General features: G+C 65.3%; 11 protein-coding genes and 2 rRNA genes. 9 read left to right on the top strand and 4 right to left on the bottom strand.

What is annotated here, in order from left to right:
• Positions 1-48: 48 nt before the first annotated feature.
• The 4 genes from nadD to A6745_RS24555 all read left to right on the top strand — a co-directional run bounded on the left by nadD (position 49) and on the right by A6745_RS24555 (position 2,369).
• Positions 49-699, top strand: a complete 651-nt coding sequence (gene nadD / locus A6745_RS24570; RefSeq protein ID WP_082853275.1) for a nicotinate (nicotinamide) nucleotide adenylyltransferase — start codon at positions 49-51, stop codon at positions 697-699.
• Between the two features lie 62 nt (positions 700-761).
• Positions 762-1,157 carry a ribosome silencing factor gene (gene rsfS, locus A6745_RS24565; RefSeq protein ID WP_066133275.1) on the top strand — a complete coding sequence of 132 codons (396 nt, stop codon included), beginning with the start codon at positions 762-764 and terminating at the stop codon, positions 1,155-1,157.
• 11 nt (positions 1,158-1,168) lie between these two features.
• A complete protein-coding gene (gene rlmH / locus A6745_RS24560; protein ID WP_066133273.1) occupies positions 1,169-1,639 on the top strand; it encodes a 23S rRNA (pseudouridine(1915)-N(3))-methyltransferase RlmH in 471 nt (156 codons plus the stop codon).
• A 106-nt stretch (positions 1,640-1,745) separates the two neighbouring features.
• Positions 1,746-2,369 (top strand): Maf family protein, encoded by a 624-nt coding sequence (locus tag A6745_RS24555; RefSeq protein WP_066133270.1) that lies wholly within the window; start codon positions 1,746-1,748, stop codon positions 2,367-2,369.
• Between the two features lie 107 nt (positions 2,370-2,476).
• Here the strand turns inward: A6745_RS24555 and A6745_RS24550 are convergent, their stop codons facing one another.
• Entirely contained in the window at positions 2,477-3,826 is a 1,350-nt protein-coding gene (locus A6745_RS24550) for a dicarboxylate/amino acid:cation symporter (RefSeq protein WP_066133267.1), read from the bottom strand.
• 288 nt (positions 3,827-4,114) lie between these two features.
• Here A6745_RS24550 and A6745_RS24545 point away from each other — a divergent pair, with 288 nt between their 5' ends.
• The 5 genes from A6745_RS24545 (at position 4,115) to A6745_RS24525 (ending at position 11,443) form a co-directional block, all read left to right on the top strand.
• Positions 4,115-6,094 carry a sensor histidine kinase gene (locus tag A6745_RS24545; RefSeq protein ID WP_231886087.1) on the top strand — a complete coding sequence of 660 codons (1,980 nt, stop codon included), beginning with the start codon at positions 4,115-4,117 and terminating at the stop codon, positions 6,092-6,094.
• Positions 6,095-6,176: 82 nt separating this feature from the next.
• A complete protein-coding gene (locus tag A6745_RS24540) occupies positions 6,177-7,613 on the top strand; it encodes a sigma-54-dependent transcriptional regulator (protein ID WP_066133262.1) in 1,437 nt (478 codons plus the stop codon).
• A gap of 368 nt (positions 7,614-7,981) precedes the next feature.
• A complete protein-coding gene (locus A6745_RS24535; RefSeq protein ID WP_066133259.1) occupies positions 7,982-9,316 on the top strand; it encodes an MFS transporter in 1,335 nt (444 codons plus the stop codon).
• Positions 9,313-10,332, top strand: a complete 1,020-nt coding sequence (locus tag A6745_RS24530) for a histone deacetylase family protein (RefSeq protein WP_066133256.1) — start codon at positions 9,313-9,315, stop codon at positions 10,330-10,332. Before A6745_RS24535 ends, A6745_RS24530 begins: the two co-directional genes overlap by 4 nt.
• A gap of 139 nt (positions 10,333-10,471) precedes the next feature.
• The gene (locus tag A6745_RS24525; protein ID WP_066134775.1) at positions 10,472-11,443 is read left to right on the top strand and encodes a LysR family transcriptional regulator; all 972 of its coding nucleotides are present in this window, start codon (positions 10,472-10,474) and stop codon (positions 11,441-11,443) included.
• A gap of 46 nt (positions 11,444-11,489) precedes the next feature.
• On the opposite strand, the gene A6745_RS24520 is transcribed toward A6745_RS24525, so the two are convergent.
• From A6745_RS24520 to A6745_RS24510, 3 genes are all read right to left on the bottom strand, one after another.
• A complete protein-coding gene (locus tag A6745_RS24520; protein WP_082853273.1) occupies positions 11,490-11,897 on the bottom strand; it encodes an Imm50 family immunity protein in 408 nt (135 codons plus the stop codon).
• An 82-nt stretch (positions 11,898-11,979) separates the two neighbouring features.
• Positions 11,980-12,092, bottom strand: a 5S ribosomal RNA gene (rrf, locus tag A6745_RS24515).
• A 199-nt stretch (positions 12,093-12,291) separates the two neighbouring features.
• Positions 12,292-14,175, bottom strand: a 23S ribosomal RNA gene (locus tag A6745_RS24510); the annotation flags it as partial.

Raw genomic sequence — 14,175 nt, 5'->3', positions numbered from 1 at the left:
CCCGATGCGCGCGCCCGGCATCCAGGCGTCCCGCCCCCGGGCCGCCGCATGAACCCGCCTGGCATCGCCGGAAATGCGCCCCGGCAGGATGGCGACCTCGCCGGCCGCCGCGCCGACCGCCGTATCGGCCTGCTGGGCGGCAGCTTCGACCCCGTGCACGACGCGCACATCGCGCTGGCCCAGGCGGCCGTGCGCGCGTTGGACCTGGCTGAAGTCCAACTGATCCCGGCCGCCAATCCCTGGCAGCGCGCACCGCTCAAGGCCGCGCCCGAACACCGCCTGCGCATGCTGGAACTGGCCGTCGATGGCCATCCCGGCCTGGCCGTCAATCCGATCGAGATCACGCGCGGCGGCGCCACCTACACCATCGACACGCTGCGCGCCCTGCCCCCTGGCCGGTACGTCTGGCTGCTGGGCGCCGACCAACTGGCCAACTTCTGCACCTGGCGGGCCTGGCAGGACATCGCCGCGATGGTCGACCTGGCCGTCGCGGTGCGCCCCGGCACCGCCCTGCACGTGCCGGACGAACTGGCCCAATGGCTGCAAGACCATGGGCACGTCCTGCAGGAACTGCCGTTCGCGCCCATGGACGTGTCGGCCTCCGGCATCCGCGAACGGCTGGCGCACGGCGCGCCCGCCGCCAGCATGCTCAACCCGGCCGTCGCCGGCTACATCGCGGCGCACGGCCTTTACCGCTAAGCCTGTCCCCTGTTGCACGAAGGATGCACGAGCATCCTGCGTGCGGGTTATATTTGGAACACATGGATATTCAAAAACTACAGCGCGCCGTCATCGATGCCCTCGAAGACGTCAAGGCGCAAGACATCAAAGTCTTCAACACCACGCACCTGACCAGCCTGTTCGATCGCGTGGTGATGGCCACCGCGACCTCCAACCGGCAGACGCGAGCCTTGGCCGCCAGCGTGGCCGATTGCGGCCGCGCCCTGAAACTCACCGGCATCACGATCGAAGGCGAAGATACCGGCGAATGGGTCGTGGTCGACCTGGGCGACATCGTCATCCACATCATGCAGCCGGCCATCCGGCAGTACTACAACCTGGAAGAGATCTGGGGCGACAAGCCGGTGCGCGTCAAGCTGCTGCCTGAATCGACGGCCCGCTCGGCCATGTTCACCAGCGACGACGAACCGGCGTAGCCTCCTTCCCCATGAAACTCATCGTACTGGCCGTCGGCACCCGCATGCCCGGCTGGGTCGAGACGGCCTGGGACGACTACGCCAAGCGCCTGCCGTCCGATTGCGCGCTGGAGCTGCGCGAGATCAAGCCCGAACCCCGCACCACCGGCAAGACACCGGCCCAGATGATGGCGGCGGAAGCGCGCCGCATCGAGGCCGCCTTGCCGTCGGGCGCGCTGCGCCTGGCGCTTGACGAGCGCGGACGCGACCTCACCACCATGGCGCTGTCCCAGCAGCTCGAACAATGGCGGTCGGGCGGCCGCGACGTCGCTTTCCTGGTGGGCGGGCCCGATGGCCTGGACGCCGCGCTGAAGGCCTCGTGCGACGGCCTGCTGCGCCTGTCCTCGCTGACCTTGCCGCATCCCATGGTGCGCGTGCTGCTGGCCGAGCAGCTCTACCGCGCCTGGGCGATCATGACCAATCACCCGTATCATCGCGCCTGACGCCCCGCCCGGCAAAAGGCCTCTGGCCACATCCGCCTCCCCTGAACCGGGCGTGCCGGTCCACGGTCCGGCCAGGCGGCGCCTCATCCCTCCCGCGCATCCCAACATGTCCGACGCCCACACGCCCGCCTCCGCCCCTCGCCTGTACCTGGCTTCGGCCAGCCCGCGCCGACGCGAACTGCTGCAGCAGATCGGCGTGGCGCACGAGGTGCTGCGCGTGCCCGCGCCGCCCGGAGAGGACGAACCGCAACTGCCCGGCGAAAGCGCCGCCGACTACGTGCAACGCACCGCGCTCGACAAGGCGCGGCGGGCGGTCACGTGGATGCGCGAGCAACGTCTGGCAATCCTGCCCATCCTGGCGGCGGACACCACCGTCATCCTGGACGGCGCCGTGCTGGGCAAGCCCGCCGACCGCACCGATGCGCTGCGTATCCTGCAGGCGCTGTCCGGCGTCGAGCACGAGGTGCATACCGCCGTGGTGCTGGCCGTCGATGGCCGACTGCACGAAGCCCTGTCCGTCACGCGCGTCGGCATGCGCGCGACCACGGACGCCGAACGCGAACGCTATTGCGACAGTGGCGAGCCCTTCGGCAAGGCCGGCGCCTACGGCATCCAGGGCCTGGCCAGCGCATTCATCGCCCACATCGCCGGCAGCTACAGCGGCGTGATGGGACTGCCGCTGTTCGAAACCGCCGCGCTGCTGGCCCGCGCGGACATCCAGATCCCCTGATCGCGCGAGGCCATCCTCGAATACGCAAAAAGAAGGGCCGGTCATCCCGGCCCTCCTGCTTCCCGCTGCCTCGTGAGCAGCGGGACCTTGCTCTGTACGTCTACGCCTTACGCGTGGCTCACGCTCGGTTGATGGGCGGGCATGGCGGCGGGCTCGTCCAGGGGCAGCGCGTTGCCGGCCATGGCGGCATCCAGGCGCTCGCGGTCCAGTTCGCCTTCCCAGCGGGCCACGACGACGGCGGCGGTGGCGTTGCCGACCAGGTTGGTCAGGGCGCGGCATTCGGACATGAAGCGGTCCACGCCCAGGATCAGCGCCATCGCGGCCACCGGGATGGTCGGCACCACAGACAGCGTGGCGGCCAGGGTGATGAAGCCCGCGCCCGTGACGCCGGCGGCGCCCTTCGAACTCAGCATCGCCACCAGCAGCAGCAGGATCTGGTCGCCCAGCGACAGCGGGATGTCACAAGCCTGGGCGATGAACAACGCGGCCATCGTCATGTAGATGTTGGTGCCGTCCAGGTTGAACGAGTAGCCGGTCGGCACGACCAGGCCCACCACCGACTTGGCGCAACCGGCGCGCTCCATCTTCTGCATCAGCGTGGGCAGCGCGGCTTCGGACGAACTCGTGCCCAGCACCAGCAGCAGTTCTTCGCGGATGTAGCGGATCAGGCTGAAGATCGAGAAGCCGTTGTAGCGGGCCACCGCGCCCAGCACGATCACCACGAACAGCAACGCGGTCAGGTAGAACGTGCCGACCAGCATGGCCAGGTTGACCACCGAACCGATACCGTACTTGCCGATGGTGAAGGCCATGGCGCCGAACGCGCCGATGGGCGCCGCGCGCATCAGGATGGCCACCAGCTTGAACACCGGCGAGGCCAGCGCCTGCAGGAAAGCCGTGACCGGACGGCCGCGCTCGCCCACGATGGCCAGCGAAATGCCGAACAGCACCGCCACGAACAGCACCTGCAGGATGTCGCCCGACACGAACGGGCTGACCATCGTGTTGGGGATGATGTTCAGCAGGAAACCCGTGATGGTGGAATCGTGCGCCTTGTTGACGTAGTCCTGCACCGCCTTCGAATCCAGCGAGGCCGGGTTGATGTGCATGCCGGCGCCCGGCTGCACCACGTGGCTGACGATCATGCCCACGACCAGCGCCAGCGTCGAGAAGATCAGGAAGTAGATCATCGCCTTGCCGACCACGCGGCCGACCTTCTTCAGGTCGCTCATGGCGGCGATGCCGGTGGTCACCGTCAGGAAGATCACCGGCGCGATGATCATCTTGACCAGCTTGATGAAACCATCGCCCAGCGGCTTCATGGCTTCGCCCCACTGCGCGTGGAAGTGACCCAGCAGGATGCCCACCACGATGGCGAATAGAACCTGCACGTACAGGATCTGATAGAACTTTTGCTTGCGAACGGGCGTAGCGTCGCCCTGGCTGACGTCGAGCATTGGGAATGTCCCCACCAAAAACCGGATCCGGCCTGTTGTCCAGGCGTATGGACCGGATGTTTTTTTCAAAGTCCCTTGCCGCACGGCGGGCGCGGCATCCACGATGCTTATGCAATTGGCGTGCCAGATTTTTGTTGCACCGCAGCAGTGCATTAAGCCCTTGAAAGGTGCGGGACTTTTTTGTGACGCCCCCGGATGGGGCAAAGGAGGCGGGCGGAAGCCCGCACACCATCGGGGGTAGAATGTGCGGAATTCCACACAGCCGGCGCGGCGCCTTTTTACGCACGCATGTCCCGAAATCTCACTTCCCCCCCGGCCGGTACCGCCAGCCGCGGCACGCATGCCGTGCCGCCGGAACCGATCCCCTCCGTCCGCCGCGGGATGCGCGCCGCGCTGCTGCTGGCCGTGCTGGCGCTGGCCGCCTGGCTGGTGCACCGGGCTGGCGTCTGGGGGGCCGACCGCGCGGTCCAGGAACTGGCCGCCCACGCCCGCGCCGCCGCGCAGCTCAACACCGTGGCCCTGCGCAGCAGCCTGGACAAATTCCGCTCGGTGCCCTTCGTGCTCGCGCAGGACCCCGAGGTGCGCGCCACGCTGCTGGCGCCCGAGTCCGAGCGCATCCTGCAACTGGACCACAAGCTCACGGCGCTCAGCCGGGGCGTGGGCGCCTCCGCCATTTACCTGCTGGACATGGCCGGCCTGGCCATCGCGGCCAGCAACTGGAACGAGCCGGCCACCTTCGTCGGCGTCGACTACCAGTTCCGCCCGTACTTCCGGCGCGCGGCCAGCGAGGGCGAGGCGGAATATTTCGCCCTGGGCACCATCAGCCACGAACCCGGCCTGTACCTGTCGCGCCGCATTTCCGACAGCGCCGGCAAGCTGCTGGGCGTGATCGTGCTGAAGATGGACTTCACTCTTCTCGAACGCAACTGGGAGGCCCTGGAAGACGCCCTGTTCATCACCGACGGCAACGGCGTGGTGCTGATGGGCAACGTGGCCGACTGGCGTTTCCGCGCCATCGGCCCGCTGCCCGAGGCCACGGCGCAAGCCATGCGGGCCAACCAGCAGTTCGGCGACGCGCGCTTCGAACCGCTGCCCGTGACGCTGCCATCGGGATCGCAGGATGCCGGCACGCTGGTGCGCGCGCGTGAAGCCCTGCGCAGGCAACCCGCCGGCTCGCGGCTGCTGCATACCGCCTTTCCGGTGGCCAGCTCAGACCATTGGACGCTGCACACGCTCTCCTCCGTGCAGCCGGCCATCGACCGCGCCGCGGCCAACGCCCAACTGGCCACGCTGCTGGCGCTGACGGCCTGCGGGCTGTCCGCCGGCCTGTACATCCATCTGCGTACCCGCGCGCGGCGCCGCGCGCACGCCCAGGCCGTCGTGCGCGCCGAGCTGGAACACCAGGTGCAGCAACGCACCGGCGAACTGCGGCGCGCCAATACCGAGTTGCAGGCCCTGATCGACGAGCGCCAGCATGCCGAGGCGCGCCTGCACCAGATGCAGGACGAACTGGTGCAGGCCAACAAGCTGGCGCTGCTGGGCCAGGTGGCCGCGGGTGTCGCGCATGAGATCAACCAGCCGGCCGCGGCCATCAGGGCCTATGCCGACAACACGGCCGAGTTCGCCCGCCGCGGCCAGGACGCCGCGGTGCTGGAGAACCTGCGCACCATCGCCGCGCTGACCGAACGCATCGGCGGCATCACGGGCGAACTGCGCGCATTCTCGCGCAAGGCCGCCGCCAGCGTGGCGCCCATCCCGTTGGACGACGCCCTCGAAGGCGCCCTGCTGCTGGTGGGGCCCCGCATCACGCGGCAACGCGTACTGCTGACGCATCCGGGCCGGCCGCACCTGAAAGTGCTTGCGGACCGCATGCGCCTGGAACAGGTTTTCGTGAATCTGCTGCAGAACGCCATGGATGCGCTGCAGGACAGCGTCGATCCGCGCATCGACATCCTGATCGAGCCCCAAAGCCCGCCAGGCGAGGCGCCGCGGGCATCCCATGGCCTGGCCGCCCGGGGCCCCGCCGGCGCGACGGGCCAGGTGCTCGTCCACATCCGCGACAACGGCCCCGGCCTGGCGCCCGAACTGCGCGAGAAACTGTTCACGCCCTTCCAGACCACCAAGCCCGAAGGACTGGGATTGGGCCTCATCATCTGCCGCGACATCCTCACCGAATTCGGCGGCGGGCTGTACGCCGCCGATGCCACGCCGCATGGCGCCATCTTCACCGTCACCCTGGCCGCCGCCCCGGCCGCCGAGTCCGCATGACGCGCCGCCACGCCCCCTCTCTGCCGGACGCGCATCAAACGCGTCCCGTCACGCGGTGCGCCGCCGCGATCGCCAGCCACGCATGACCACTACCGCACATACACCGGTTCCTTTCCTGGACGCGCCCGCCGCCTGTCCCGTCACGCTGGTCGATGACGACGCCGACCTGCTGCGCGCCACCGCCCAGACTCTCATGCTGCACGGCTACGACGTGCACGCGCACGGCAACGCCGAAGCCGCGCTGGCGCAACTGGACAGCGGCTATGCCGGCGTGGTCGTCACCGACGTGCGCATGCCCGGCATGGACGGCCTGGAGTTCTTCCGGCACGTGCGCAGGCGGGATCCCGATATTCCCGTCATTCTGATCACCGGGCACGGCGACATTCCCATGGCCGTGCAGGCCATGCGCGATGGCGCCTACGATTTCCTGGCCAAGCCCTATCCCTCGGACATGCTGCTGGCCGCCATCGGCCGCGCGGCCGAGAAACGGCGGCTGCTGCTGGAGAACCGGCAACTGCGCCAGACGGCCCAGGAAACCGATTTCGACGAGCAGGCCTTCATCGGCGCCACGCCGGCCATGCAACGCATCAAGGACACCCTGCGCCATGTCGCGGGCGCCGACGTGGACGTGCTGATCGAAGGCGAGACCGGCACCGGCAAGGAGGTCGTGGCCACCGTGCTGCACCGCCTGAGCGGACGGCGCGACCGGCCGCTGGTCGCCATCAACTGCGGCGCGCTGCCCGAGACCGTCATCGAAAGCGAACTTTTCGGCCACGAACCCGGCGCCTTCACCGGGGCGCAGAGAAAGCGCATCGGCCGTATCGAGCATGCCGGCGGCGGCACCCTGTTCCTGGACGAAATCGAAAGCATGCCGCCCGCCGTGCAGGTCAAGCTGCTGCGCGTGCTGGAAAGCCGCCAGGTCGCGCCGCTGGGCACCAACGAGGTACGCGACGTGGACCTGCGCGTGGTGGCCGCCGCGAAGGTCGACCTGGGCGATCCGGCCGTGCGCGCGCGGTTCCAGTTCCGTGACGACCTGTACTACCGGCTGAACGTCGTCACCGTGCACCTGCCGCCGCTGCGCGAACGGCGCGAGGACATCCCGCTGCTGTTCGCGCACTATGTGGGCCTGGCCGCCCGGCGCTTCCGGCGCGACGTGCCCGTGCTGTCAGGCGCCATACGCGATCATCTGGCGCAATACGGCTGGCCGGGCAACATCCGCGAGCTGGCCCATTACGCGGAGCGCTTCGTGCTGGGCGTGCTGCCGCCCGCCACGCGGGCCGACGCCGATACGCCGTCGGGCGAACCGCCCACGCTGCACCAGCGCGTCGAGCGCCACGAGGCCCACCTCATCCGCCAGGCCCTGGCCGAAAACGGCGGCGATGTACGGGCCACGCTGCATGCGCTGGGCCTGCCCCGCAAGACCTTCTACGACAAGCTGCGCAAGCACGGCATCGACCGGCAATCGTATGCCTGCGGCGCGTCCGCCCGGGACGAACCTGAGTCCCCCCGGAGCCCCTGACGCGGTCCCCCGGGCATTTCCCTCATCCGCAATCTCCAGGTCTGGCGCCACCGCCCCCCGTACTTTCACTGATGCCGGCAGGCCGCAAGCCGTTCAGCGGGGGGTCCCATCACGGCCTTTTCCGCCGCGCCGCACGGCGAACATGATTTCCCCAAGCACCTGATCCATAACTGTTTTTTTGAATCCAACCGGCGGAGGAAGATCCTGCCGCAAGCGGCGCTCCGCTCATCCACATAATTCAGACGAATGCAGGGAATAAATATTTAGAATTTTTCTTATAGCGACGGCCAGACGTATAAAAGCGACCGGCCACCGTGCAATCCCGCCGGCCAAACCACACCGCACCGCACCGCATCGAGAGAAAAGAAATGAAGGGGAATCCCACCACGGCGACGCACCAGCCCGTCCGCGCTTCCGGCGCCGCATTCGTCGGCACCATGATCGAGTGGTATGACTTCTACATCTACGCCACCGCGGCCGCGCTGGTGTTCGGCAAACTGTTCTTCCCGTCGGCCGACGGGTTCTACGGCACGCTGGCCGCCTTCGGCACGTTCGCCGTCGGCTTCTTCGCCCGCCCCTTCGGCGGCGCGGTGTTCGGCCACATCGGCGACCGCATCGGCCGCAAGAAATCGCTGGTCATCACGCTGTTGATGATGGGCTCGGTCACCATACTGATCGGCCTGCTGCCCACCTATGCCTCCATCGGCATCTGGGCGCCCATCCTGCTGGTGCTGCTGCGCCTGGTGCAAGGCATCGCCGTCGGCGGCGAATGGGGCGGCGCCGTGCTGATGGCCGGCGAACACTCGCCCGACAAGAGCAAGCGCACCTTCTTCGCCTCGTTCGCGCAGTTGGGCAGCCCTGCCGGCCTGATCCTGTCGATGCTGATGTTCAAGCTGGTCACCTCGCTGGACGACGCCGAGTTCATGAGCTGGGGCTGGCGCGTGCCGTTCCTGTTCAGCGCCGTGCTGCTGATCGTGGGCTTCGCCATCCGCATGAGCGTGCAGGAATCGCCCGACTTCCTGGCCGAGCAGGAAGCCCGCGCCCAGCGTGCCGCCGCGAAGGAAGAAGAGAAGGTGCCGCTGTTCGAAGTGCTGCGCGGCGCGCCCCGCCTGCTGGTGCTGGCCGTCGGCGCCAACGTGCTGGGCATTGCCGGCTTCTACTTCACCAATACCTTCATGCTGGCCTACACCACGCAATACGTGGGCCTGACACGCGCCGTCATCCTCGACTGCCTGCTGCTGGTCTCGATCATGCAGTTCTTCATCACGCCGCTGTCCGCCTACATCGCCTCGCGGATCGGCAACCGCCGTTTCCTGCTGATCACGTCGTTCATCTCCCTGTTCACGCCCTACGCCATGTTCAACCTGGTCGACCAGGGCACCCTGCTGTCCCTGACGCTGGGCGTAGGCGTGGCCGTGATGTTCATGGGCGCCTACTACGCCGTCATCGCCGGCCACGTCAGCGACAGCTTCCCGACCCGCATCCGCTACACCGGTATCTCCATGGCCTATCAACTGTCCGGCGCCATCTTCGGCGGCCTGACCCCGATGCTGGGCACCATTCTTGCCCAGAAGTTCGCGGGCCAATGGTGGCCGCTGGCCCTGCTGTTCAGCGTCATCGCCCTGCTGTCGATGCTGTCGGTGGCCTTCCTGACCGAGCGCAAGCCCGGCACGCAACCCGCACCTTCCACGGTACGAGCATGAAGACCTTCTACCATCCCGACCAGAAGCTGCATCACCCGCAAACCTATTTCTCGCGCGGCAAAATGCGCACGCCACAGGAAGTGCCGTCCCGCCTGGACGCGCTGGTCGAGGGCGTGCGCAAGCTGAAGTTCGACGTGATCCAGCCGGCCGACGCGGGCGCCGCCGCCATCGGCGCCGTGCATGCGCTCGAGTACCTGCGTTTCCTGCAGGATGCCCATCCACGCTGGAAGCAACTGCCCGACGACTGGGGCGACGAAGTCGTCTCCAATGTCTTCGTGCGCGAGCCCAACGCCCTGCGCGGCGTGCTGGCCCAGGCCGCGCGTTACCTGGCCGACGGCAGTTGCCCGGTCGGCCCCAATACATGGCGCTCGGCCTACTGGGCCGCGCAATGCGCCATCAGCGGCGCGCAGGCCCTGCTGGACGGCGGCCGCCAGGCCTACGCCCTGTGCCGTCCCCCCGGCCACCATGCCCGCCGCGATGCCGCGGGCGGCTTCTGCTACCTGAACAACGCCGCCATCGCCGCGCAGATGCTTACCGCGAAGTACAAGCGCGTGGCCATCCTGGACACCGACATGCACCATGGCCAGGGCATCCAGGAGATCTTCTACGAGCGCCGCGACGTGCTGTACGTCTCCATCCACGGAGACCCGGAGAACTTCTATCCCGTCGTGGCGGGCTTCGAGGACGAGCGCGGCGCCGGCGAAGGCTACGGCTACAACGTCAACCTGCCCATGCCGCACGGCTCGCCGGAACCGGTGTTCTTCGACCGCCTGGACCAGGCGCGGCGCGCCATCGAACTGTTCCAGCCCGATGCGCTGGTGCTCTCGCTGGGCTTCGACGTCTTCGAGAAGGATCCGCAGGCCATGGTCGCGGTCAGCGCCAACGGCTTCGAGCGACTGGGCCGCGCCGTCGGTCGGTTCGACGTGCCTACGGTCGTCGTGCAAGAGGGCGGCTACTATATCGAAGGCCTGGAAGACAACGCCGAACGCTTCTTCAACGGATTGGCCAGCGTGTAAGGCCGCGCCGGCTCGACCGGCTCATTGGAAAAGGCGACCGCCTTTTTCTCGGGCGTCGGACATGCCTGGCGATGCGCGATGCGATGTGTCGCGCAGTCCGCGCAAGCCCTCTTATTCGACGTCATCGCCAAGCCAAGCCATGTCCAACGCCGCCCAGCCCAGCAAGCCCGTCTCTCCGCTCTCGCCGGAACGCCTGGACTGGAACCTGCTGCGCACCTTCATGTTCGTGGTGCAGGAGCGCGGCATCAGCCGCGCGGCCACCGCCCTGCACCTGAGCCAGCCCGCGGTCAGCCAGGCCTTGAAGCGCCTGGAAGACGCCGTGGGGGGCACGCTGCTGTACCGGCGTAATGGAGAGTTCAGGCTGACAGGCCTGGGCGAAGCCCTCTATGGCATCGCCCGCGACATGTACGGCATGGTGGCGCGCATCGACGAGGCCGCCGCCCAGGACGAGGGCGAGATCGCCGGCACGCTGCGCCTGATGCTGATAAGCAAGATCCAGAGCGCGGCCTATGACGAATTCCTGATGCAATTCCACCGCCGCTACCCGAAGATCGAGTTCTACGTGGATGTCATGCAAAGCACCTTCATCCTCGATGCGCTCAGCAAGCGGATCCCTGCCCTGGGCATCTGCCTGTGCCGCAAGGCCATCGACAGCCTGGAGCGGCGCATTTTCATGCGCCATCGCTACGTGATGGTCTGCGGGCGCAACCACCCGCTTTTCTCGCGCCGGAACATCCAGGTCGAAGACCTGCTCGACCAGAGCTTCGTCAGCTTCGCCAGCGACCAATTGGGCGACACACTGTCGCCGCTGACGATCTTCCGCGATCAGCAGGGCTTCACCGGCCGCATCGTCGGCACGTCGCCTTATGTGGAAGAGATCCGGCGCATGGTCATCGCCGGCATGGGCCTGAGCTGCCTGCCCGAACACATGATCCGGCAGGACATACTGGCCGGCGACCTGAAGCGTGTGCTGCCCGATGACGTCATGGCCGAGATCGATGTCTTCCTGACCTGGCACAAGCAACGCAAGCTGTCGCTGGCGGAACAGACGTTTCTCGGCGCGCTCGAGCGCTTTCTGGAAAGAACGCCGATCGAGATGCGGGGAGGTTGAAAGGCCCGCGCCCGTCAGGCGGATGGCCTCGGATCCGCGGCCAGACTCAAGCCAGAGACAGGATCTGGCCAACCTCTACGTGCGCGCAGCGAACCGCGCCGCCCACGCCCCAATCCGACACGATCTCGACGGCGATCAAGGTGCCGCCCGATTGGCTGAAGTCGATCAGGTCCAGGACATTCTGTTCATTGAAATCGTACAGGGCCAGATGCTCGATATCGCGCATCACCAGCTCGATCAAGGCGCTGTGGCTGCTCTGGCCGGCCGCCGCGGCGATTTCCTCGCCATGATCGGCCCGCGCGTGCACGAACAAATTGGCGGTGGTCGACGGCGCCTGCCCCGGCAGCGCACGGGACACGGAAAAGGAGACAACCTCCGCGCCATGGAAGGACGGCCAGCACCCGAGCATTTCAATCACGCGTTCCGCTCCGGGGATTAATGCCTTGATGTCCATGATTCGACCACCTCGCTACGGTTTCGAAACCGCAAAAGCAAAACCCCGCAGACGGTTGGTCTACGGGGTTTTGGGGATAAGAGCCTGACGATGACCTACTTTCACAGATGTACATCCACTATCATCGGCGCAAAGGTGTTTCACGGTCCTGTTCGGGAAGGGAAGGGGTGGGACCACCTTGCTATGGTCGTCAGGCGTAAGGGGTTGAGCGGTTGACGTGTGTGTCAAACGCTCTGAAGAAGAAGCACGCGGTGCAGGGGGTAGGTTCCTGCGACGTAAAGCGTGTTGGATAGGTATGTTGGGTTGTGTTTGCACGGCGTTCTCGCCGGCACGGTGCGCGTTAGCACCTTGGCGGCGCGCTCGATGGCGCCGCTTATGAAGACTGTAGAGTTATAGGATCAAGCCTCACGGGCAATTAGTATCAGTTAGCTCAATGCATTACTGCACTTGCACACCTGACCTATCAACGTCCTGGTCTTGAACGACCCTACAGGAGAGTCAAGCTCTCAGGGATACCTAATCTTCAGACGAGTTTCCCGCTTAGATGCCTTCAGCGGTTATCTCTTCCGTACTTAGCTACCCGGCAATGCCATTGGCATGACAACCGGTACACCAGCGGTACGTCCATTCCGGTCCTCTCGTACTAGGAACAGGCTCCGTCAAGTATCCAACGCCCACGGCAGATAGGGACCAAACTGTCTCACGACGTTTTAAACCCAGCTCACGTACCTCTTTAAATGGCGAACAGCCATACCCTTGGGACCGGCTACAGCCCCAGGATGAGATGAGCCGACATCGAGGTGCCAAACACCGCCGTCGATATGAACTCTTGGGCGGTATCAGCCTGTTATCCCCAGAGTACCTTTTATCCGTTGAGCGATGGCCCTTCCATTCAGAACCACCGGATCACTATGTCCTGCTTTCGCACCTGTTCGACTTGTCAGTCTCACAGTCAAGCACGCTTATGCCATTGCACTATCAGCACGATTTCCGACCGTACCTAGCGTACCTTCGAACTCCTCCGTTACGCTTTGGGAGGAGACCGCCCCAGTCAAACTGCCCACCATGCACTGTCCCCGATCCGGATAACGGACCAAGGTTAGAACCGCAAACAAACCAGGGTGGTATTTCAAGGTTGGCTCCACTCAATCTGGCGACTGAGTTTCTGCGCCTCCCACCTATCCTACACAGGCCGGTTCACAATCCAATGCAAAGCTACAGTAAAGGTTCATGGGGTCTTTCCGTCTAGCCGCGGGTAGATTGCATCATCACAAACACTTCAACTTCGCTGAGTCTCGGGAGGAGACAGTGTGGCCATCGTTACGCCATTCGTGCAGGTCGGAACTTACCCGACAAGGAATTTCGCTACCTTAGGACCGTTATAGTTACGGCCGCCGTTTACCGGGGCTTCGATCAAGAGCTTGCACCCCATCACTTAACCTTCCGGCACCGGGCAGGCGTCACACCCTATACGTCGACTTTCGTCTTAGCAGAGTGCTGTGTTTTTAATAAACAGTCGCAGCCACCGATTCTCTGCGACCCTCTCAGGCTCGTTGCGCAGGCAACTCACCCTAACAGGGCATACCTTCTCCCGAAGTTACGGTATCAATTTGCCGAGTTCCTTCTCCCGAGTTCTCTCAAGCGCCTTGGAATATTCATCCCGTCCACCTGTGTCGGTTTGCGGTACGGTCTCGTACAGCTGAAGCTTAGAGGCTTTTCCTGGAACCACTTCCAATCACTTCGCGAATAAATTCGCTCGCGCCACACCCTTGAGTCATGTACCCGGATTTGCCTAAGTACCCTCTTCAATGCAGCAACAGGGACATCCAACACCCTGATGATCTTCCGCGATCCGTCCCCCCATCGCACTGTACGACGGTGCTGGAATATTAACCAGCTTCCCATCAGCTACGCATCTCTGCCTCGCCTTAGGGGCCGACTCACCCTGCGCCGATGAACGTTGCGCAGGAAACCTTGGACTTACGGCGAGGAGGCTTTTCACCCCCCTTTATCGCTACTCATGTCAGCATTCGCACTTCTGATACCTCCAGCAGCCTTTACAAGCCACCTTCGCAGGCTTACAGAACGCTCTCCTACCGCGTGTACCAAAGGTACACACCCGCAGCTTCGGTTTATCGCTTAGCCCCGTTACATCTTCCGCGCAGGACGACTCGATCAGTGAGCTATTACGCTTTCTTTAAAGGGGTGGCTGCTTCTAAGCCAACCTCCTGACTGTCTATGCCTTCCCACTTCGTTTCCCACTTAGGCGATAATTTGG

This window comes from Bordetella ansorpii (assembly GCF_900078705.1).
Classification (GTDB): Bacteria; Pseudomonadota; Gammaproteobacteria; order Burkholderiales; family Burkholderiaceae_B; genus Bordetella; species Bordetella ansorpii_A.
The sequence above is the reverse complement of the archived record's forward strand: the minus strand, read 5'-3'. Positions and strand labels throughout refer to the sequence as shown.

What these genes read in the sequence shown, in the direction of transcription:
- A6745_RS24545 (WP_231886087.1), top strand. Translation starts at nt 4,115, where the DNA reads ATGTCCCGAAATCTCACTTCCCCCCCGGCCGGTACCGCCAGCCGCGGC.
- rsfS (WP_066133275.1), top strand. Translation starts at nt 762, where the DNA reads ATGGATATTCAAAAACTACAGCGCGCCGTCATCGATGCCCTCGAAGAC.
- A6745_RS24555 (WP_066133270.1), top strand. Translation starts at nt 1,746, where the DNA reads ATGTCCGACGCCCACACGCCCGCCTCCGCCCCTCGCCTGTACCTGGCT.
- nadD (WP_082853275.1), top strand. Translation starts at nt 49, where the DNA reads ATGAACCCGCCTGGCATCGCCGGAAATGCGCCCCGGCAGGATGGCGAC.
- A6745_RS24550 (WP_066133267.1), bottom strand. Translation starts at nt 3,826, where the DNA reads ATGCTCGACGTCAGCCAGGGCGACGCTACGCCCGTTCGCAAGCAAAAG.
- A6745_RS24530 (WP_066133256.1), top strand. Translation starts at nt 9,313, where the DNA reads ATGAAGACCTTCTACCATCCCGACCAGAAGCTGCATCACCCGCAAACC.
- A6745_RS24525 (WP_066134775.1), top strand. Translation starts at nt 10,472, where the DNA reads ATGTCCAACGCCGCCCAGCCCAGCAAGCCCGTCTCTCCGCTCTCGCCG.
- A6745_RS24535 (WP_066133259.1), top strand. Translation starts at nt 7,982, where the DNA reads ATGAAGGGGAATCCCACCACGGCGACGCACCAGCCCGTCCGCGCTTCC.
- rlmH (WP_066133273.1), top strand. Translation starts at nt 1,169, where the DNA reads ATGAAACTCATCGTACTGGCCGTCGGCACCCGCATGCCCGGCTGGGTC.
- A6745_RS24540 (WP_066133262.1), top strand. Translation starts at nt 6,177, where the DNA reads ATGACCACTACCGCACATACACCGGTTCCTTTCCTGGACGCGCCCGCC.
- A6745_RS24520 (WP_082853273.1), bottom strand. Translation starts at nt 11,897, where the DNA reads ATGGACATCAAGGCATTAATCCCCGGAGCGGAACGCGTGATTGAAATG.